This window comes from Aeromonas sp. S5(2024), from assembly GCF_041403025.1.
Lineage (GTDB): Bacteria > Pseudomonadota > Gammaproteobacteria > Enterobacterales > Aeromonadaceae > Aeromonas > Aeromonas hydrophila.
In genome coordinates, this window is record NZ_JBGLRI010000010.1 from 109,167 (window position 1) to 128,875 (window position 19,709).

The window sequence follows — 19,709 nt, forward strand, 5'->3', positions numbered from 1 at the left end:
GCGAATTGTGCGATTTACATCACGGGATGCAAAAGCATACCCTCGGTAATGAGCGTGTCCCCTGTAAGGATGGGGGAACAATAACTAAAAAAACGATGGGAAACATAAGGATATGACGACAGTCACACCAGCTTACGACCACAGCCGTCCCCTCAACCGACAGGATTACAAAACCCTGAGCCTGGCCGCCCTCGGCGGCGCCCTCGAGTTTTACGACTTTATCATCTTCGTCTTCTTCGCCGTGGTGATCGGCGAGCTGTTCTTCCCGGCCGACATTCCCGAGTGGCTGCGCCAGTTCCAGACCTTCGGCATCTTCGCCGCCGGCTATCTGGCCCGCCCGCTGGGCGGCATCATCATGGCCCACTTCGGCGATCTCATCGGCCGCAAGCGGATGTTCACCCTCAGCATATTGCTGATGGCACTGCCGACCCTGCTGATCGGTCTGTTGCCCACCTACGCCACCCTCGGCATCGCCGCGCCCCTGCTGTTGCTGCTGTTGCGGATCCTGCAGGGAGCTGCCATCGGCGGTGAAGTGCCCGGTGCCTGGGTGTTCGTGGCAGAGCACGTGCCGGCCCGCCGGGTCGGTGTCGCCTGCGGCACCCTCACCGCCGGATTGACCGCCGGCATCCTGCTCGGCTCCCTGGTGGCCACCGCCATCAACCGCGGCATGAGCCCGGGCGAGGTGAGCGACTGGGGCTGGCGTCTGGCCTTCGTGCTCGGCGGGGCATTCGGCATCGTCGCCATGTACCTGCGCCGCTGGCTGCACGAAACCCCGGTCTTTGCCGAGATGCAGGCCAACAAGGCGCTGGCGGAAGAGCTGCCGCTCAAGACGGTGCTGCGCAGCCACAAGGGCAGCGTCGTGGTCTCCATGCTGCTCACCTGGCTGCTCTCCGCCGGCATAGTGGTAGTGATCCTGATGACCCCCACCTACCTGCAGAAGGTGCACGGCATCAGCCCGGCCGATGCACTGACCGCCAACTCGCTGGCCATTCTGGCGCTGACCTTCGGCTGCATCGTCTATGGCCGGCTGATCGACGCCCTCGGCAGCGGCCCCACCTTCATGCTGGGCTCATTGCTGCTGGCCGGCGCCAGCTACGCCTTCTATCACGGGCTGGCGACCGACACCAGCCAGCTGGTGCCGCTCTATGCGCTGGCCGGTTTCTCGGTAGGGATTGTCGGTGCCGTGCCCTATGTCATGGTCAACGCCTTCCCGGCGGTGGTGCGCTTCTCCGGGCTGTCGTTCTCCTACAACGTGGCCTACGCCATCTTCGGTGGCCTGACGCCCATGCTGGTCACGCTCTGGATGAAGGAGGACGTACTGGCCCCCTCCCACTACGTGGTCAGCCTGGCTGTGCTCGGCTTCGTGCTCGGCCTGCTGCTCTGGCTGCAACAGCGCAGCCAGCGCCAGAGCGCGCCGCAGGTCGCCTGAACCATTCCGAGCCCCGCCCAGTGCGGGGCTTTTTTCATATGGCTGGTGTTCAGCCAGGCCGACATAAGATAGCCTCCCTCTCGGGCCCATCGACGGCCCGGGACACTCCTCCACCCTAGTCATCCGAGGTTCATGATGTTCTTTCAGGTCGTATTTCTCGCCTTGCTGGCGCTGCTGCCCATGGTCAACCCGCCCACCACGGCCACCCTGTTGCTGGGGCTGAGCAAGGGCATGTCGCGCGAGCACGTACGCCGCCAGATCAACCTGGCCGCCATCTATCTGTTCTGCACCCTCTGCGTCAGCTTCTTCATCGGCTCCTCCATCCTGGATCTGTTCGGGATCTCCATTCCCGGCCTGCGCCTGGCCGGCGGCCTCATCATCGCCTTCATCGGCTTTCGCATGCTGTTCCCGGCACCGAGCCAGGCGGCCGGGGTCGACATCAACCAGAGCATCGCCTTCGTGCCGCTCACCATGCCCAGCATGTGCGGACCGGGCACCATGGCGCTGGTGATCAGCGGTGCCGCCCAGATCGCCGAGCTGCCGGACGAATACAGCCGCTTCACCATCTATGCCGCCATGGTCACCGCCTTCGCCCTGATGAGCCTGCTCAGCTGGGGGGTGCTCAAGCTGGCGGATCCGGTCTGCAAGATCCTCGGCGCCACTGGCATCGATGCAATGACCCGGATCATGGGCTTCTTGCTGGTCTGCATGGGTATGCAGTTCTGCATCAACGGCATCAAGGAAGTGGCGCAGGATCCGGTGTTCCACGGTGCACCGGCGGCACAAACGGCACCCGCGTTGCCACACGTATCCGGCGCCCTTGATCAATTGCCGGACCCGCGCCAGCCCTGACTGAAAACGGTGTCATAAAAGCGCAGGAATCGTCGCTGATCTTGCGCCTGATCATGTTGTTGACACATAAATGAGTTAGTGTGTTTTTCATACAGATTCGATTCAGAGAGTGCTTGGTAGGTTTATGGATGGACACCCACTCACTTCAGGAGATGTGCAAATGGAAAAGATGCTGACCGAGATTGGAAGCTACAGCCTGTTTCATGAATATCTGAACGTGGTCGGTGCCGCCAGCCCCGCTCTGACCCGGATCAAGAGCCGGTGGGAGTACAAGCAGAGCGATCGTCTGGTTGCCCAGATCAGGGTCGATCAACAAGGCAACGCGCGCTTCTTCATCGACGCCCGCGCCATTTCGGTCAACTGACCGAGCCCCGTATCTGCAGCCCCGGCCCTTGCCGGGGCTTTTTATTGGCTGACGCTCACCCCTCCTCGGCGCAATCAGCACCACCCAGCTCCCCCGCCTGGATGTCACCGTGTAGGAATTTTAATGACTTAAAAACAAAAATAAATGGAATAATTAATTATGCGACATTGATCTCATCATAGAAATCAAAAATCGATAATCATGCCTGTCATCAAGAGGGATGTTTTACGCCGGGAGTGGCGATGACCTTAAGCAGAGGAAACGATGACCATTGACCTATCAAGCATGATTACCGAGACCCGCAACCCGGCCAGCGTCGAGATCGACCAGCTGCCGACCCTGGAGATGCTGCGCGTCATCAATCAGGAGGATCAGCAGGTCGCACTGGCGGTCAGCCAGTTGCTACCCGAGATCACCCGGGCGGTCGATGCCATCGCGACAACGTTCGGCAAGGGAGGCCGGCTGGTCTACATCGGCGCAGGCACCTCGGGCCGGCTCGGCATTCTGGATGCCAGCGAGTGCCCGCCGACCTACGGCGTCTCTGCCGAGCAGGTGGTCGGCCTGATTGCCGGCGGCCACAAGGCCATCTTGCAGGCGGTCGAGAACGCCGAAGATGACGCCGAACTCGGCGCCCAGGATCTGAAAAATATCCAGTTCTGTGCCAACGACGTGCTGGTGGGCATCGCCGCCAGCGGCAGAACCCCCTACGTGCTGGGTGCCATGGCCCACGCCAGAGCGGTGGGCGCCACGGTCTGCAGCATCAGCTGCAACCCCGGCAGCCCGCTGGCCCAGGCGGCCGACATCAGCATGGTGGCGGTGGTCGGCCCCGAGATCGTCACCGGATCCTCCCGCATGAAGGCGGGTACCGCGCAGAAACTGATCCTCAACATGCTCTCCACCGGCGCCATGATCCGCACCGGCAAGGTCTACGGCAACCTGATGGTGGACGTGGAAGCCACCAACGCCAAGCTGGTGGAGCGGCAAAAGCGCATCGTGATGGAGGCCACCGACTGTGAACGCGCCGTGGCGGAGCGGGCGCTGGCGCAGGCGGACAACCACTGCAAGACCGCCATCGTGATGATCCTGGCGGGACTCACGGCCGACGAAGCCCGCACCCGCCTGCAAAGCAGCAACGGCTTCATCAGCCAGTGCACCCACTGATCGGCAAACCGCATATTGGCCGGGCCAGGGACGGCAATACCACAACAAGAACGGGGTGCCCAGGCACCCTCATGACACAACAGACTGACTGGGTTCTTTATGGCAAAAATAACTGACACCATGGTTGGCCAGCTCATCCAGGCCATCGGTGGTCGCGACAACATCACCCACTGCGGCCACTGCATGACCCGGCTGCGGCTAAGCCTGGCCGACAGCCTGCATGCCGACCGGGATACCATCAAGCGCATCGCCGGCGTGATGGGGGTCATCGAGAGCGACGACCAGTTCCAGATCGTGCTGGGGCCGGGCAAGGCCCAGACCGCCTGCGAGCTGATGAACGGCATGCTGAGCGCGGGGCTCGGCGCACTGGAGGCGCCAACCGCCCAATCCGCCGATCTGGGCGAGATCGCCGCCGCCAAGAAACAGGCGCTGAAGCAGAAACAGACCAGTGCGGCCCACCGCTTCCTGGCCAAGTTTGCCACCATCTTCACTCCGCTGATCCCCGGCTTCATCGCCGCCGGCCTGCTGCTCGGCTTCGCCACCCTGATCGAGCAGACCCTGCTGCTGGAAGGCCAGCAGGCGGGCGGCATGCTGGCCGAATTCGTCGGCTACATGAAGCTGTTCAGCAAGGGCTTGTTCAGCTTCCTCAGCATCCTCATCGGCTACAACGCCCAGAAGGCGTTCGGCGGCTCCGGGGTCAATGGTGCCATCCTCGCCTCGCTGTTCGTGATGGGCTATGACCCGCAGGCCACCAGCGGCATCTATGCCGGGGTCAGCGACTTCTTCGGCCACCAGATAGATCCGCGCGGCAACATCATCGGGGTGCTGATCGCCTGCATCATCGGGGCCTCGGTGGAGCGTCAGGTACGCCGCTTCATACCCGACAGCCTCGACATGATCCTCACCTCCGGCATCACCTTGCTGATCATGGGGGCCGTCACCTTCGTCCTGATCATGCCCCTCGGCGTGCAGCTCTACAACGGCATGTCCTGGCTCTTCATCCACCTCAACGGCAATCCGTTCGGTACCGCCATCCTGGCCGGCCTGTTCCTCATCTCGGTGATGTTCGGCATCCACCAGGGATTCGTGCCCGTCTACTTCGCGCTGATGGATGCCCAGGGCTTCAACTCCCTGTTCCCCATCCTGGCGCTGGCAGGGGCCGGCCAGGTCGGCGCCGCCCTGGCACTCTACAGCCGCGCCGGCAAGGACTCCCTGCTGCGCACCCAGGTCAAGGGCACCATCATTCCCGGCATCCTAGGGGTGGGCGAGCCGCTCATCTACGGCGTCACCCTGCCGCGGGTCAAACCCTTCATCACCGCCTGCTGCGGCGGCGCCCTCGGCGGCTTCCTGGTCGGCCTCATCTCCTGGCTAGGCCTGCCGGTCGGTCTCAATACCGTGTTCGGCCCCTCCGGCATCGTCGCGCTGCCGCTGATGACCTCGGCCCAGGGGATCTTCCCCGGCATGCTGGTCTACGCCGCCGGCCTCGCCGTCGCCTACCTCGGCGGCTACCTCATCACCCTGATGTTCGGCTGCAAGAACGTCGATCTGAGTTAATCCCCCCTCCGGATTTATCGCCAAGGTCTGGCCCCGAGCAATCGGGGTCACGGCCAAACTCACCCCGGCTCTGGCACAGAGCCCACACAGGAAAGACAACAATGAAACAGTCCATGCTTGCCCTGGCCATTCCTGCCCTGCTTGCCGTCGGTACGGCGCAGGCCGCCGTCATCTATCAGGCCGATGACGGCTCCAACGTCGATCTCTACGGTCGCCTCGGCTTCAACATCTCGGACAAGAAGAGCGGCAACGATCAGGGCGATTTCGACGGCCGTATCGGCTTCACCGCCCGCCAGACCGTCAATGAGCAGGTGGCCGTGATCGGCATGGCCCAGTACCAGGTCAACGCCGCCGAATACGCCAACAACGTGCAGAAGAACAGCAGCGATCTCACCGCCCGTTACGTCTGGGCCGGGCTCGATGGCGGCCAGTGGGGCAAGCTGACCGGTGGCCGGGTCTCCTCCGGGCTCATCATGTTCACCGACATCGGCGACGTGTTTGCCGCCTCCGATGTCTCCATGGCGCGCCAGGCCAGCAAAGTGGACTCCACTGCGGTACAGGTGTTCCGTCAGGACGGCACCCTGCAATACCAGAACACCCTCGGCAATCTCGACTTGTCGCTGGCCTACATCCTCGGCAACGGCACCTCGGATCTCGACTATGGCTACAACGGCGCCCTGCGCTACACCTTCGATCTCGGTGCGGCGGGCAAGCTGGCGCCGGTCATCGCCTACCAGCAGAGCAAGGCGGCCCAGACCGGGGCCAGCAAGGTCGACCCCAATGCCGACGAGTACCGCTTCAGCGGCATCGGCACCCGCTACACCCTGGGCCCGCTGATGCTGGGCGCCCTCTATGCCAGGGATCAGGTGAGCTATCGCAACGGCCAGGCGGACAGCGAAGACAAGGTGTGGGAGCTGACCGCCGTCTACGACATCAACCAGAAGTGGGCCGCCCGCGCCGGCTACCGCCACCTCGACAACGACGGGGGAGACGGCATGAGCCTGCGCGACACCACCCTGGAGCTGCAGTACAAGCTCACTCCGCGCTCCTCCCTCTACAGCGCCTACGTGTTCCGGGGCGGTGAAGACGGGCTGGCCGGCAGCACGGTCACCAGTTTTGGCGGCAGCAGCAACAGCGAGGATTTCTACCACCTCGGCCTGCGCTACGAGTTCTGATCCCCTGCCGGCCAGTCGGCCGGCTTTTTGCATTCTGCTGGAGCCCCCCATGATCCGCCTCCCACTGCTCACCACCCTGCTGCTGTTGCTGACCCTGCCGACCCAGGCCGCCCGGCTGGAGCTGGCAGACAACCTCACCCTGCTGGCCTCATCCCGGGGCAAGGCCTCTCCCTTCGAGCGCGCCCTCACGCTGCCCGCCGGTGAAACCCGGCTGCTGGTACGCTTCGACAGCCCGCTCGATCCCGGCTCCACCAACGAGAGCCAGGGGCGCGTCCGCTCCGCCCCGCTGCTGCTGACCCTGACTCTGCCCGCCAGCGGCACCCTGCGGCTGGTCACCCCGCCGCTGCCCACGCCGCAGGCCATTCGCCGCTTTGCGGCCAGCCCGGCACTGCAGCTGGCGACCGCTGACGGCACCCGCCCCTTGCTGGCCACCGCCCTGCCACGCAGCCAGGACAGCCTGCTGACCGACTATCAGGCACTGCTGGCCCGTTACGACGGGTCGGCCAGCGCAGCCACCGCCCTGCCCGCCGTCACGCCCATGCTGCCCGCAGCCACCTCGGGCGCCGTGCCCGTCGACCCTGAACTGCAACGGCGCTACCTCGCCGCCGACGAGGCCCAGCGCAAGGCCTTCCTGCGCTGGGCCCTCGCCCTCTGAGCCGCCACTGGCCCATAAAAAAACCACCCGCAGGCGGGTGGTTTTTTTCTCTCGGCAGGTCTCGGCGTCTGTTGCTACCGGGCCCGCGTCACTCCTTGTTGAGTCGGTCGATGGCACCCCGGGTGCCGTCGATCAGCGCCCAGGCCTCGTCACGGCGCTGCACCAGACCGAGGAACAAGATGTCGGTGATGGTGTTCTGGGCGGTACGCGATGAGATGGAAGAGATGCGCAGCTCGTTCTCGTCGGCCACCGTGTCCAGCACCATGTCGGCCATCTGCCGCAGAGGGGTGTTGCGAAACGAGGTGACCGCGATCAGGGTGGCGCCGTTGCGCTTGGCCAGCTCGGCTGCCGCCAGCACATCCCGGCTGGCGCCGGAATAGGAAACCACCAGCTGCACGTCCCCTGGTCCCAAAGTCTGGGCGATGGAGATCTGCACGTGGCTGTCCTGGGCGAACAGGGTGGTGACCCCGATCTTGAGCAGCTTGTACCAGAGATCCTTGGCGGTCAGCGCCGAGCCGCCGATCCCCACCAGCTGGACCCGGCCAGCCTGGTTGATGACGTCGAGCACCCGCGCCAAAGTGGCGTTGTCGAGGGCCTGGGTGGTCTCCACGATGGAGTTGATCTTCTCCTGGGCCAGCTTCTTGGCCATGGTCTCCAGATCGTCGTCGCGGCCGATGCCGTTGTAGAGATCCCCTACGTTGTCGGTCTTGATGGCGTGCTTGCGCCCCAGATCCTCGCTGACCGCCAGCTTGAAGGCGGTGAAGCCCTTGAACCCGATCTTCTGGGTGAACTTCACTATGCTCGACTGGCTGACATCAGCCTGCTGGGCCAGCTCCTGGGAGGAGAAGTGGGTCACCTGCTCCGGGCACGCCAGGATGTAATCGGCGATCTTGAGCTCGCTGGGGGAGAGCTGACTGCGGATATTGGAAATTTTCGACAGGGTAAGCATGGGTTCTCTCTGCTGCTTGTTCTGCGGCGCCCTTACTGGGTGCCGCCCACGGTGAGCTGATCCAGCTTGAGGGTGGGCTGGCCGACACCGACCGGCACGCTCTGCCCCTCCTTGCCACAGACCCCGACCCCGCGATCCAGCGCGAGATCCTTGCCCACCATGGAAACCTGGCTCATCGCCTCGGGGCCGTTGCCGATCAGGGTCGCCCCCTTGATGGGCGCGGTGATCTTGCCATCCTCGATGAGGTAGGCCTCGGAGGCGGAGAAGACGAACTTGCCGGAGGTGATGTCCACCTGACCACCGCCGAAGTTGGGGGCGTAGATCCCCTTCTTCACCGAGGCGATGATCTCGGCCGGATCATACTGACCCGCCAGCATGTAGGTGTTGGTCATGCGCGGCATCGGCAGGGCGGCGTAGGATTCGCGGCGGCCGTTGCCGGTGAGCGGCACGCCCATCAGGCGGGCGTTCTGCTTGTCCTGCAGGTAACCCTTGAGGATGCCGTTCTCGATCAGCACGTTGTAACCGCCCGGCGTCCCCTCGTCGTCGATGGAGACGGATCCACGCCGACCCGGCAGGGTGCCGTCGTCGACGATGGTGCAGTGCTTGGAAGCCACCTGCTCACCGATGCGGCCGGCAAAGGCAGAGGAGCCCTTGCGGTTGAAATCCCCCTCCAGACCGTGGCCCACCGCCTCGTGCAGCAGCACACCGGGCCAGCCGGCACCGAGCACCACCGGCATGGTGCCGGCCGGGGCATCGATGGCGTCGAGGTTGACCAGCGCCTGGCGCACCGCCTCGCGCACATAGCCAAACGCCCGGCTCTCCAGTCCGTCCAGCTCGAGGAAATAGTCGTAGCCGAAGCGGCCACCGCCACCGGCACTGCCGCGTTCGCGACGATCGCCCTTCTCGGCGATGACGGTCACCGAGAGACGCACCAGCGGGCGCACGTCGGCGGCCAGGGTGCCATCGGTGGCGGCCACCAGCACCTCTTCATAGACGCCGCTGATGGAGGCCATCACCTGATTGATGGCGGGATCCAGACTTCTGGCGAACTTGTCCATCTGCTCCAGCAGAGCGATCTTCTGCTGCTTGTCGAGGGTCTGCAGCGGATCCAACGCCGGGTAGAGCAGGTTGGCTTCGGTGCGAGCCCACGCCTTCACCTTGCCCTGCGCACCAGCGGCCGCGATGCCACGGGCGGCGGTCACCGACTGTTGCAGCGCCAGCAGGCTCAGTTCATCCGAGTAGGCGAAACCGGTCTTCTCGCCGCTGACGGCGCGCACCCCCACCCCCTGATCGATGTTGTAGCTGCCATCCTTGACGATGCCGTCCTCCAGCATCCAGGACTCGTGCCAGCTGCGCTGGAAATAGAGGTCGCCGAACTCCACCTGATGGCTCATCAGGCTGCCGAGCAGCTGCTGCAGTCGCCCTTCGTCGAGGTCGTGGGGGGCCAACAGGGAGGCACTAACCTGGCTCAATAGACTCAATCTTTCTCTCCACTCTCGATGCGAGATGTCGTAACGGTTAAATCCCAGACCGTGGGTTCGCTTGGCGAAACGTCAGCAGACGTCCAACCCACCATCGGGCTTGCAAGCGTCCGACTCCCCCGCCACAGGGCGAATCGAACCTGCACATGTTCATAGCAGACGGGCATGGCCCAGCACCGGCATGGTGCGTTGCAGTTCGTCGACAAGACCGGGGTCCAGCGGCGCCAGCACGGTGCCGCGCCCGCTGTCCAGGCTGGCCAGCACCCGACCCCAGGGGTCGATCACCATGCTGTGGCCCCAGGTCTGGCGCCCCGTCTCGTGGGTGCCGCCCTGATTGGCGGCCACCAGGTAACACTGGTTCTCGATGGCGCGGGCCCGCAGCAGCGGCTCCCAGTGCGCCTCGCCGGTCACGGCGGTGAAAGCGGCAGGCACCAGCAGCACGCGGGCGCCGGCGCGGGCCAGCCGGCGGTACAGCTCGGGAAAGCGCAGATCATAACAGATCGAGAGGCCGAGGGGACCAAACGGGGAGTCCACCAGCACAGGCTCCTCGCCGGGGCTGAAGGTTTCCGACTCCCGGTAGCGGCCGTGATTGTCCGCCACGTCCACATCGAACAGGTGGATCTTGTGGTAGTGGCCCTTGAGATCGCCACTGGGGTCGAACACCAGGGTACTGGTGTGGATATGGTCGGAACCGGCGATGGTGGTCGGCATGGCCCCCGCCACCAGCCAGATGCCGTAATCACGGGCCCATTCGGCCAGCTGCTGCTGGATCGGGCCCTCACCTATGGTCTCAGCCCCGTCCAGATACCCCTGCCGCTCGCCAAACAGGGCGAAGTTCTCCGGCAGCAACACCAGCAGCGGCCGCTCACTCGGCAACAGGGCCAGCTCGGCGGCGATCTGCTCCCGGTTATCCTGCCAGCGACGGCCCGATACCAGCTGTATTGCGGCTAACCACATGAGGCGCTCCTTGTCGTTGTTGCCACCGTCAGATGCTGACCGCATCGCCGGCCTGCAGGGTGTAATCCAGCACTATGATACGTTCCAGCACCGGGCGGAAGATGGCCTTGAGGGCATCGTGATCCGGGTGGGGCAGATAGTGCTGGCGGGCCGCCTCGTCGGCAAAGGTCATCAGCACGCTGTGGGTGAAGCCCTCGGCCCGCCCTTCCGGGCTGTCATCCCGCCCCCACTCCACCGCCAGCACGCCGCTGACCTGATGGGGGATGGCGAGAAAGGCCGCGCGCACCGCGTCTATCTGTGCGGGCAGAGTGCCCGGCTTGAAGGCGATCAGCAGGATATGTCGGATCATGGCTCACTCCTTGTGATGGTGCCGGGCCGCTCGTTCAGCGCTGGGCGGGCCCCGCGTGTTTGGGGGTCAGCAGGAAGGGGGTCACCTCCTGCGTCGGCAGGTTGGGGGCCACCGCGTCGACCGCCTCCTTCTGCTGCTGATTAAGCTTGATACGGGCCCGATCCCGTCCCGCTTCGATCAGCTTGGGATCGTCGAGCGGGCCGGAGACCCGGAAATCGATACGGGTGACCACATCCACCACCGGCTCCAGCAGTTTGGAGAGCGCCAGCACGTAGAGCCCGGTGATCGGGGTCAGCGAGAAGGCCGCCACCACCGGCAAGGTGCCGCCCAGGTTGGGGGAGAAGCTCAGCTCGTAGTCGAGCCGCCAGCGCACCAGATCGGCGATGCCCTCGCCGCGCAGGTTGCCGGCCGCCCCCTTCATGTAGAAGTCGCGGTTGTCCACCACCCCCTGCTTGATCTTGGCGGAGGCCGACATGGACTCGAAGTAGAAGCCCTTGTCGAACACGTCGCGAAAATCGAGGCGCAGCTTGCGCAACAATGAATCCAGGCTGAGCAGGGAGAGCAGTCGCGCCCCCTTGTCGTTCACCTCGCGCAGGGTGCCGCCTTCCAGCTGGTAGTCGGCGGTGCCGCTCAGGGTCGGCACGTTCGGCCGATAGGGCACATCGCGCCAACTCAGATCCAGCGCCATCTTGCCGGGCGCATCGCCGATGGGCGAGGTGTAGCCGAGCCGCTTGAGCAGCAGCTCGCTGTTGTTGCTGCTGATGTGGGCGCGGGCGCGGGTCTGCATGCCATCCGCCCCGGCCAGCCACTCGGCGCTACCGTTCAGCTGGCTGCCCGCCAGCCGCATCTCCAGCCCCTTGAGGCTCAGCTTGTCAGCCCCCGGGATCAGCTCCCCCTTCACCTCGCCCAGCGGTAATTCGCCGAAGCGGCAATCCACGCAGCTGAAGGTGAGCCAGGGGATGGCATCCATGATGGCTCTGTCCTGTCTGGCATCGGGATCCGGGCTCAGATCCGAACTTTTGCCGGACCAGTGGATGCGGGCAAATTTGGCGTCGATGGGCTGACGCTCGGACACCGGCAGGCGCACCACCCCCATCACGTCCGGGCTGTCGATCATCACCTCGGTGGCCTGATTGACCGGCCCCACGGTGAAGTGCACCGCCTTGAGGTTGGCGCTGCCGATGTCGGCGCGGGCCAGGCGACCGTCCACCCACCACTCCTGCGGCAAGAAAGAGGGGCCCACCACCGCATTGCCGCTCGGCGCCGTGCTGGCCGGCAGCCACTGCTTGAGACGGGCCAGCCAGCCGGCCACGTCGGCCTGCTGCTGGTTGATGGCGAGCAGCATGGGCCGGTCGCGCAGCACCCGGGCGCCGGGCTGCCCCACGTCCACCCGCACCCGGCTGAGGTAGGGCACGCCGTCGCCGTACACCAGCCGGCTCTGCATATCCACGTCGGCCCCCAGCACGGCGCGGATGTCGGCACTGCCATCGCGGCCACGGGCGGTCACCTTGAGCGGCAGCCGGCTGCCGGCCGCCTTGGCAAGCGGCGCTGGCAGATCCAGCCCCATGCCCTGCAGGTTGGAGTCGAGCGCCAGCTGGAAGCTGAACGGCTGATCGCTTGGCAGGGTCAGCCCCAGGCTGCCGGCCCAGTTGCCGCGCCCCTTGAGGATATCCAGTGCCGGGATGTCCTGACGCTGGCGACGGCTGTCCCACTGCCCCTTGAACTTCAGATCGACCTGATAGCGATTGGGCTGCTGGCGGCCCTGATAGTCGAGGGTGAGCGGCTGGTTCCACAGGCTCGCCTTGAGGTTGCTGAAGCGGGTCTGCTCGTTGTCATACTCGAGCCGCCCCTGCACCTGCTCCAGCGGCAGATCCAGGCTGGTGACCCGCACCTTGTTGTTGCTGAACAGGGCATCGCCGCTGGCCTTGACCTCGCTCTCGCCATCCAGCGGAATATCCAGCTTCACCGAGCCCTTCATGGGGCCGCGGATCTCCACCTCGCGCAGCGCCTGACCGACCGAGCCGCCGAGCGGCGAGTCCTGCAGGTAGTCGCTGATGGCCTTGCCCTCGCCCTCAACCTTGGCGTCCACGTAGAGGTGGGCCCCCGGATAGAGGTCCGGGATCCAGGCGTGCACCGAGTCGGAGCTGGCCTTGCCGAGCTGGGTGGCGCGGCTGTTCATGTCGAGACTGGCATTCTGGAACAACAGATCGATCTGCAGGTCGGTAAGCGGTTGCCAACCGGGGAAGAATTCGTAGGAGGCCTGCTGCAGCGGCACCGCCACCTGGAAGATGCCCTCGCCCTTGCGGTAGGGGAAGTCGCGGAATTCGCCATACCAGAGCAGGTCAGCCCCCTTGGCCTTGCCCCCCTTGATGGCCCCGCTCAGGTAATCCACCAGGCTCTTGTCCATCACCTGCAGCGGATAGTAACGGTCGGCGTTGGCCGCGTTCTTGACGTCGATGCGACCGGTCAGGGCGAGGAAGGGGTGCTCGAACAGATCGAGCCGAAAGCGGCTGGCCAGGCTCAAGTCCGGGTTGTCCAGCACCAGATCCTGGCCATAGAGCACCCAGCCCTGCGCCACCTGCCACCAGTCGAGCCGCGCCGAGAAGCGATCGATGGGGATCGGCGCCTTGAAGTGACGGGCCGGATCTATGGCATCGTTTGCCAGTTGCAGCCGGGCGCTGCCGCCGGTCGGGGTGAGCCAGAACTCGCCGTTGAGATCGCGCACGCCAGGCACGTCGTGCCAGGCGTTGACCCGGATGTGGGACAGCTGGCCACTGACGGAGAGCCCCTGCCAGCCAGCATCCGCCTGCAGGATCAGATCCTGGATCTTGCCGGTCGGGCGGGTGCGCTTGAGGGTCTCGGTCAGCTCGGGATAGATCCCCGACACCAGCTGGCTCAGGTTGGCGATCTGGTCCAGATCGATGGCCGGTACATAACCCTGGATGCGATCGCCGACCCGCTCCAGCTGCAACCGGCTGTGCAGCCAGGGCTTGCCGTCGAGCTTGAAGGTGACGTCGTGGCTGGCAAACTGCCACTCCTTGCCGTCCCGGCGCAGCTGGATCTTGCCCCCCTGCAGCCCGAGCCGGTGCAGGTCACCCTGTTTTTCATCCTGCCAGATCAAATAGTTGTCGCCAAACGCCAGCAGCGAGTCTCCCAGCTGACCGGCCTTGAACTCGCTCCAGAGCTGAAAGTCGAGCTGGCCGCTCACCTTGGGCTCTCCTGAGTGGGTGCGGGCCAGCATGGGGCTGATGTCGAGCTGGCGGGCCCCCAGATAGAGCTGGCCCTTGAGCCGATCGAGCCGCACCTGGGGGGCATCCACGTCGACGATGAGGTCGAGGGTGCTCTCGCCCACCCCGTTGATGAGGTAAGCCTTGCCGACCCCCTGATGGCGCTTGCCGCGGTTCTGCCAGCGCAGCTGGGCGATGTCGAGGGCGCGCACCTCCCCCAGCGCCGTGGTGAGGCTGAGGCGGGTGTCGTGAATATCGAAGGTGGAGAGCTGGGTCAGCAGAAAACGCAGCAGGGCCTGCTGCTGGTCACTGCCGTTGCCGGTTTCCGGCTCCGCAGGCTGGCCCAGATCCAGCGCGATGTCGCCATCGCTCAGGATCAGCTGGCCAAACACCGGCTTGAGTTCGTTGAGGGAGCGCCAGAAGTCGAGGTGGGCCCACACCTTGCCAAGACGCAGGGCGAAGCGACCCGAATTCGGCGCGATCACCAGTTGCTGCAGTTCGAGGGCCGGGCCGCGCTGGGTCCAGTCCAGCCCGATGCGATCGACGCTGGCCTCCAGCTTGCTGTCGGCCAGCAGGGTATTGAGTAGCGCCTGCCGGTGCTGATTGAGCAAGGGGCCGCCAAAGCGCACCAGGCTGACCAGGATGGCCAGCAGCACGAAGAAGACCCCGAGGGCCAACCAGCCCCGACTCAGCCAGCGATAGACCAATTACATCATCACCACGTCGAATTGCTCCTGCCCGCAGAGCGGCTCGCTCACCACCCTGACCTGCTTGCCGATGAACACTTCCAGTTCGGCCAGGCTGTGAGACTCCTCGCCCCGCAGGTAGTCGGCCACCGCCGGGGCGGCGTAGACGGTGAACTGATCCGCGTCGTAGGCCCGGTTGACCCGGATGATCTCCCGCAGGATCTCGAAGCAGACCGACTCCACCGTCTTGACCCGACCGCGCCCCTTGCACTCGGGGCACTCGGAGCAGAGCACGTGCTCCAGGCTCTCGCGGGTGCGCTTGCGGGTCATCTCCACCAGACCGAGCTGGGAGAAGCCGTTGACGTTGGTCTTGGCACGATCCTTTGACAGCGCCTGCTCCAGGCTGTGCAGCACCCGCCGGCGGTGATCCTCGGACTGCATGTCGATGAAGTCGATGATGATGATGCCGCCGAGGTTGCGCAGGCGCAGGTGGCGGGCGATGGCCGCCGTCGCCTCGACGTTGGTGTTGAAGATGGTCTCTTCCAGGTTGCGATGGCCGACGAAGGCCCCGGTGTTGATGTCCACCGTGGTCATGGCTTCGGTCTGGTCGATGATGAGGTAGCCGCCGGATTTGAGCTCCACCTTGCGCTCCAGCGCGCGCTGGATCTCGTTCTCCACGTCGTAGAGATCGAAAATGGGCGACTCGCCGGAGTAGTACTCCAGCTTGTTGGCAAGCTCAGGCACGTACTCCTCGGTGAAGCGCTTGAGCTGATCGAAGCTCTGGCGCGAATCGACCCGGATCTTGTCGAGCTCGGCCCCGACGAAGTCGCGCACCACCCGAAAGGCCAGGCTGGGATCCTCGTAGAGGATCTTGCAGGGGGGGTACTTCTGCTTGCGCTCCAGGATCTTGCGCCACAGGCGTTTCAAGAAGGCGGCATCCTGCTCCAGCTCCTGCTCACCCACCCCTTCGGCGGCGGTACGGATGATGTAGCCACCCAGCTCGTCCACATAGCCGGCCACGGTGCGCTTGAGGCGCTCGCGCTCCGCCTCGGATTCGATGCGCTGGGAGACGCCGACGTGGGCACTGCCCGGCATGAACACCAGATAGCGGGACGGCAGGGTGATGTCGGTGGTGAGGCGGGCGCCCTTGGTGCCCAGCGGATCTTTCACCACCTGCACCATGATGTCCTGCCCCTGGCGCACCAGCTCGGCGATGTTGCCGGCCTGGAACTGCTCTTTCTCCTTCACCGCCACGCACTCAGTGTGCGGCACTATGTCGGAGGCGTGCAGGAAGGCCGCCTTGTCCATGCCGATATCGACGAAAGCCGCCTGCATGCCGGGCAGCACCCGGCTGATCTTGCCTTTGTAGATGTTGCCCACGATGCCGCGCTTGGCCTGACGCTCCACGTGCACTTCCTGCAGCAGACCGTTTTCGACCAGGGCAACCCGGGTTTCGGAGGGGGTGACGTTTACCAGCAGTTCTACCGACATAAGTTACCTTGCCTTTCTAGTTTTAAATTCTGGCAGCCAAACCGGCACGTGCCCGGTGAGTAACGCAGTAAGAAACAGCCGGTGCATGTCACCGACCTATGCCTTGCCTGTGATGGCTTCAAATTCTGATCGCCTTGCTGCGAGCGGTTCGCGGAACCGGCACAGCGCAACAAGGCAGCGGTTGGATTACCGGGACTGTTCCAGATGATGCTTGATCAGCAGATCTGTTTCCAGCAGGGGCAGGCCGACCACGGCGCTGTAGCTCCCCTCGATGCGGCTGACGAACTTGCCGGCAATGCCTTGAATCGCATAGGCACCGGCCTTGTCACAGGGTTCACCGGTGCGCCAGTAAGCCTCGATCTCGGCCTCGTCCAGCTTGCGAAACGCCACGTTGGTAGTGACCAGTCGCACGTCGCAGCGCTCCGGGGTGGCCAGCGCCACCGCCGTCATCACCTGATGTACCTTGCCGGAGAGCGCCTCCAGCATGTCCTTGGCGTCGAGCAGATCGGACGGCTTCTCCAGCACCCGGTCACCCAGCACCACTATGGTGTCGGCGCCCAGCACCGGCAGCGCCGTGGACGCGGCGGCCACGCCGGCCGTGGCCTTGTCGCGGGCCAGCCGGCAGACATAGTCCTGGGGCTTCTCGCCCTCTTCCCGCTGTTCCGGCACATCCAGCTTGAGTACCTCGAAGCGGTAGCCCAGCTGGGTCAGCAGTTCGTGACGGCGGGGCGAGCCCGAGGCGAGATAGAGTTGCAGTTCGTTGTGCTTGTTCATAATCACTTCGCGAGCCAGGGTACGGTTACAATGAGTTGTTTTTACTCATATTCACTTGATATTGAAGCGCCGGCGCACCTTGCGCAAGACTAGGAAAACCCAGGGCCATATTAGCATCGTGCTCAGGGTCGACCAAAAGTAGGCAAAATTGAGGCTGGCACGGCTGAACAGGTGCTCGGCCCAGAAGATGGTCACCTTGCCCACCAGCGAGAGGCAGCCGATGATCAGCGCCTGTTGCCAAAGGGAGAAGTTGCGGATCTTCTGGAACTGGAACGCCGCCAGATAGGTGGTGATGGCCATCGCCATGGCCCGCACGCCGAGGGTGCTGCCGAGCAGCACGTCCAGCAGCAGGCCCGCCACCCAGGCGGTGCCGACGTTGGTCCGGTGTGGCAGCGCCAGCGCCCAGTAGATGAGCACCATGGCGAGCCAGTCCGGCCGGAAGGGTTCGAGTTGGAAAGGAAGCGGCAGGATCGACAGACTAAGGGCCAGCAGGATCGAGATCCAGATCCAGATCCTGCCGCTGGCGGGTTGCAACATCAGCGCGTCGCTCCCGCAGCCGAAGGCGCCGCAGCCGGGGCTGCCGCAGGGGTCGGCGCCTCTTCATCGTCATGCACTTCCGGTTTCTTGTCGGTCCACAGCAGCAGCAGATAGCGCAAGCGGTCCAGTGCCACCAGCGGCTTGGCCTCGACCTGGGCGAAGGGCTTGCCCTCCACGTAGTCGGAGCGGGTCACGGTCGCCACCGGATAACCTTCCGGGAAGCGGCCGCCAAGGCCCGAGGTGACCAGCAGATCGCCAACCTGGACGTCGGTGTTGCGCGGCAGGTTGCGCAGCTCCAGCTTGTCGAGCTCGCCGCTGCCGGAGGCAATGGCGCGCAAGTCGTTGCGCAGCACCCGCACCGGGATGCCGTGGCTGGAGTCGGTGATCAGCAGGACGCGGCTGGTGGTGGAACCCACGTGCAGCACCTGACCGATCACCCCCTGATCGTTGATCACCGGCTGGCCGTTGTAGACACCGTCCAGCGCCCCCTTGTTGATCAGCACCTGATGGCTGAAGGGGTCGGAATCCACCGACAGCAGCTCGGCCACCATCTTGCGGGACTCCTTGTGTACCGGCGAACCCAGCAGCTCGCGCAGACGCTGGTTCTCGTGCTCCAGATGATCCATCTTGAGCAGGCGCGAGCGCAGGGTGAACAGCTGTTGTTCCTGCTGCTTGGTCTGCTCGATGAGGCCGGCCCGGGTCTGCACCTGGGTCGACATGGTGTCGAGCATGATACCCGGCGCATTGGCCATGTATTGCAGCGGGCTGACGAGCGAACTGAGGTAGACGCGGACGTGGCTGAACACACCGAAGCGGGAGTCCGCTACGATGGCAGCAATGGAGATGATGACGGCGAGAAACAACCGTAACTGAAGCGAAGGGCCTCTACCAAAAATGGGTTTCATGGGTCGTCAAAAAAGAGCCGGCACGCTGGCCGGCTTTGGGTCTTATTCGTAGTGGAACAGATCGCCACCGTGCATATCGATCAGCTCCAGTGCCTTGCCGCCACCACGGGCCACGCAAGTCAACGGATCTTCGGCAACCACCACCGGGATACCGGTCTCTTCCATCAGCAGACGGTCGATATCCTTCAGCAGGGCACCGCCACCGGTCAGCACCATGCCGCGCTCGGAGATGTCGGAGGCCAGCTCGGGCGGAGACTGCTCCAGCGCCACCATCACGGCAGAGACGATGCCGGACAGCGGCTCTTGCAGCGCTTCCAGGATCTCGTTGGAGTTGAGGGTGAAGCTGCGCGGCACACCTTCAGCCAGGTTACGACCACGTACTTCGATCTCGCGCACCTCTTCGCCCGGATAGGCGGAGCCGATCTCGTGCTTGATGCGCTCGGCGGTGGCTTCCCCGATCAGGCTGCCGTAGTTGCGGCGCACGTAGCTGATGATGGCTTCGTCGAACTTGTCGCCGCCGATACGGACGGACTGGGAGTACACCACACCGTTCAGGGAGATGATGGCCACTTCGGTGGTACCACCACCGATATCGACCACCATGGAACCGGTCGCTTCGGAGACCGGCAGGCCGGCACCGATGGCGGCAGCCATGGGTTCATCGATCAGGTAGACCTCGCGGGCACCGGCACCCAGAGCGGATTCCTTGATGGCGCGACGTTCCACCTGGGTGGAGCCGCACGGCACGCACACCAGCACGCGCGGGCTGGGGCGGAAATAGTTGTTGTCGTGAACCTGCTTGATGAAGTGCTGCAGCATCTTCTCGGTCACGTAGAAATCGGCGATCACGCCGTCTTTCATCGGGCGAATGGCGGAGATGTTACCAGGGGTACGACCCAGCATCTGCTTGGCGGCATGACCGACGGCAGCGACCGATTTGGCGTTCCCGCGCTCTTGGCGAATGGCGACAACTGAGGGTTCGTTAAGGACGATCCCTTGATCTTTTACGTAGATCAGGGTGTTGGCAGTTCCCAAGTCGATCGACAGATCGTTGGAAAAGACGCCTCTGAGCTTTTTGAACATGGCTACGGGAAATCCTAAGAATTTGGAGGTGCAGAAAACCGGCTAACTTTACCAATGCCCACCCCAATCGGCAAGCGCTC

Annotated in this window: 17 protein-coding genes; 7 read left to right on the forward strand and 10 right to left on the reverse strand. The window is 64.4% G+C overall.

Going from position 1 to position 19,709, the window contains the following annotated elements; translation table 11 throughout:
- The first annotated feature begins 112 nt into the window (after positions 1–112).
- The 7 genes from ACB032_RS18025 (at position 113) to ACB032_RS18055 (ending at position 7,190) form a co-directional block, all read left to right on the forward strand.
- Entirely contained in the window at positions 113–1,429 is a 1,317-nt protein-coding gene (locus ACB032_RS18025; protein WP_371138474.1) for an MFS transporter, read from the forward strand.
- 135 nt (positions 1,430–1,564) lie between these two features.
- Entirely contained in the window at positions 1,565–2,281 is a 717-nt protein-coding gene (locus ACB032_RS18030) for a MarC family NAAT transporter (protein WP_162516719.1), read from the forward strand.
- Between the two features lie 160 nt (positions 2,282–2,441).
- Positions 2,442–2,645 carry a hypothetical protein gene (locus ACB032_RS18035; protein WP_005308127.1) on the forward strand — a complete coding sequence of 68 codons (204 nt, stop codon included), beginning with the start codon at positions 2,442–2,444 and terminating at the stop codon, positions 2,643–2,645.
- A 264-nt stretch (positions 2,646–2,909) separates the two neighbouring features.
- Positions 2,910–3,806 carry an N-acetylmuramic acid 6-phosphate etherase gene (murQ, locus tag ACB032_RS18040; protein WP_371138475.1) on the forward strand — a complete coding sequence of 299 codons (897 nt, stop codon included), beginning with the start codon at positions 2,910–2,912 and terminating at the stop codon, positions 3,804–3,806.
- A gap of 99 nt (positions 3,807–3,905) precedes the next feature.
- Positions 3,906–5,360 (forward strand): PTS N-acetylmuramic acid transporter subunit IIBC, encoded by a 1,455-nt coding sequence (murP, locus tag ACB032_RS18045; RefSeq protein ID WP_011704386.1) that lies wholly within the window; start codon positions 3,906–3,908, stop codon positions 5,358–5,360.
- 101 nt (positions 5,361–5,461) lie between these two features.
- Positions 5,462–6,535, forward strand: coding sequence for a porin (locus ACB032_RS18050; protein ID WP_042005526.1), 1,074 nt, complete (start codon positions 5,462–5,464; stop codon positions 6,533–6,535).
- A 49-nt stretch (positions 6,536–6,584) separates the two neighbouring features.
- Positions 6,585–7,190: a DUF2057 domain-containing protein gene (locus ACB032_RS18055; protein ID WP_371138476.1), complete on the forward strand. Its 606-nt coding sequence runs from the start codon at positions 6,585–6,587 to the stop codon at positions 7,188–7,190.
- 88 nt (positions 7,191–7,278) lie between these two features.
- Here the strand turns inward: ACB032_RS18055 and ACB032_RS18060 are convergent, their stop codons facing one another.
- From ACB032_RS18060 to ACB032_RS18105, 10 genes are all read right to left on the reverse strand, one after another.
- Positions 7,279–8,139 (reverse strand): SIS domain-containing protein, encoded by an 861-nt coding sequence (locus tag ACB032_RS18060; RefSeq protein WP_011704383.1) that lies wholly within the window; start codon positions 8,137–8,139, stop codon positions 7,279–7,281.
- A gap of 32 nt (positions 8,140–8,171) precedes the next feature.
- On the reverse strand, positions 8,172–9,620 hold the full coding sequence (gene tldD / locus ACB032_RS18065; protein WP_016349174.1) for a metalloprotease TldD: 1,449 nt from the start codon (positions 9,618–9,620) through the stop codon (positions 8,172–8,174).
- 150 nt (positions 9,621–9,770) lie between these two features.
- Positions 9,771–10,577, reverse strand: coding sequence for a carbon-nitrogen hydrolase family protein (locus ACB032_RS18070; protein ID WP_371138477.1), 807 nt, complete (start codon positions 10,575–10,577; stop codon positions 9,771–9,773).
- Between the two features lie 28 nt (positions 10,578–10,605).
- Positions 10,606–10,926 (reverse strand): Dabb family protein, encoded by a 321-nt coding sequence (locus tag ACB032_RS18075; protein ID WP_371138478.1) that lies wholly within the window; start codon positions 10,924–10,926, stop codon positions 10,606–10,608.
- A gap of 34 nt (positions 10,927–10,960) precedes the next feature.
- Positions 10,961–14,860, reverse strand: a complete 3,900-nt coding sequence (locus ACB032_RS18080) for a YhdP family protein (protein WP_371138479.1) — start codon at positions 14,858–14,860, stop codon at positions 10,961–10,963.
- Positions 14,861–16,330, reverse strand: coding sequence for a ribonuclease G (gene rng, locus ACB032_RS18085; protein ID WP_011704378.1), 1,470 nt, complete (start codon positions 16,328–16,330; stop codon positions 14,861–14,863).
- 186 nt (positions 16,331–16,516) lie between these two features.
- On the reverse strand, positions 16,517–17,104 hold the full coding sequence (locus ACB032_RS18090) for a nucleoside triphosphate pyrophosphatase (RefSeq protein WP_336750761.1): 588 nt from the start codon (positions 17,102–17,104) through the stop codon (positions 16,517–16,519).
- 51 nt (positions 17,105–17,155) lie between these two features.
- Entirely contained in the window at positions 17,156–17,641 is a 486-nt protein-coding gene (mreD, locus tag ACB032_RS18095) for a rod shape-determining protein MreD (protein WP_005308115.1), read from the reverse strand.
- A complete protein-coding gene (mreC, locus tag ACB032_RS18100; RefSeq protein WP_011704376.1) occupies positions 17,641–18,546 on the reverse strand; it encodes a rod shape-determining protein MreC in 906 nt (301 codons plus the stop codon). The genes mreD and mreC overlap by 1 nt, the downstream gene beginning before the upstream one ends.
- Before the next feature lie 42 nt (positions 18,547–18,588).
- Positions 18,589–19,629, reverse strand: coding sequence for a rod shape-determining protein (locus tag ACB032_RS18105; protein ID WP_005308111.1), 1,041 nt, complete (start codon positions 19,627–19,629; stop codon positions 18,589–18,591).
- Positions 19,630–19,709 lie beyond the last annotated feature (80 nt).

What these genes read in the sequence shown, in the direction of transcription:
- ACB032_RS18025 (WP_371138474.1), top strand. Translation starts at nt 113, where the DNA reads ATGACGACAGTCACACCAGCTTACGACCACAGCCGTCCCCTCAACCGA.
- ACB032_RS18030 (WP_162516719.1), top strand. Translation starts at nt 1,565, where the DNA reads ATGTTCTTTCAGGTCGTATTTCTCGCCTTGCTGGCGCTGCTGCCCATG.
- ACB032_RS18035 (WP_005308127.1), top strand. Translation starts at nt 2,442, where the DNA reads ATGGAAAAGATGCTGACCGAGATTGGAAGCTACAGCCTGTTTCATGAA.
- murQ (WP_371138475.1), top strand. Translation starts at nt 2,910, where the DNA reads ATGACCATTGACCTATCAAGCATGATTACCGAGACCCGCAACCCGGCC.
- murP (WP_011704386.1), top strand. Translation starts at nt 3,906, where the DNA reads ATGGCAAAAATAACTGACACCATGGTTGGCCAGCTCATCCAGGCCATC.
- ACB032_RS18050 (WP_042005526.1), top strand. Translation starts at nt 5,462, where the DNA reads ATGAAACAGTCCATGCTTGCCCTGGCCATTCCTGCCCTGCTTGCCGTC.
- ACB032_RS18055 (WP_371138476.1), top strand. Translation starts at nt 6,585, where the DNA reads ATGATCCGCCTCCCACTGCTCACCACCCTGCTGCTGTTGCTGACCCTG.
- ACB032_RS18060 (WP_011704383.1), bottom strand. Translation starts at nt 8,139, where the DNA reads ATGCTTACCCTGTCGAAAATTTCCAATATCCGCAGTCAGCTCTCCCCC.
- ACB032_RS18070 (WP_371138477.1), bottom strand. Translation starts at nt 10,577, where the DNA reads ATGTGGTTAGCCGCAATACAGCTGGTATCGGGCCGTCGCTGGCAGGAT.
- ACB032_RS18075 (WP_371138478.1), bottom strand. Translation starts at nt 10,926, where the DNA reads ATGATCCGACATATCCTGCTGATCGCCTTCAAGCCGGGCACTCTGCCC.
- rng (WP_011704378.1), bottom strand. Translation starts at nt 16,330, where the DNA reads ATGTCGGTAGAACTGCTGGTAAACGTCACCCCCTCCGAAACCCGGGTT.
- ACB032_RS18090 (WP_336750761.1), bottom strand. Translation starts at nt 17,104, where the DNA reads ATGAACAAGCACAACGAACTGCAACTCTATCTCGCCTCGGGCTCGCCC.
- mreD (WP_005308115.1), bottom strand. Translation starts at nt 17,641, where the DNA reads ATGTTGCAACCCGCCAGCGGCAGGATCTGGATCTGGATCTCGATCCTG.
- mreC (WP_011704376.1), bottom strand. Translation starts at nt 18,546, where the DNA reads ATGAAACCCATTTTTGGTAGAGGCCCTTCGCTTCAGTTACGGTTGTTT.
- ACB032_RS18105 (WP_005308111.1), bottom strand. Translation starts at nt 19,629, where the DNA reads ATGTTCAAAAAGCTCAGAGGCGTCTTTTCCAACGATCTGTCGATCGAC.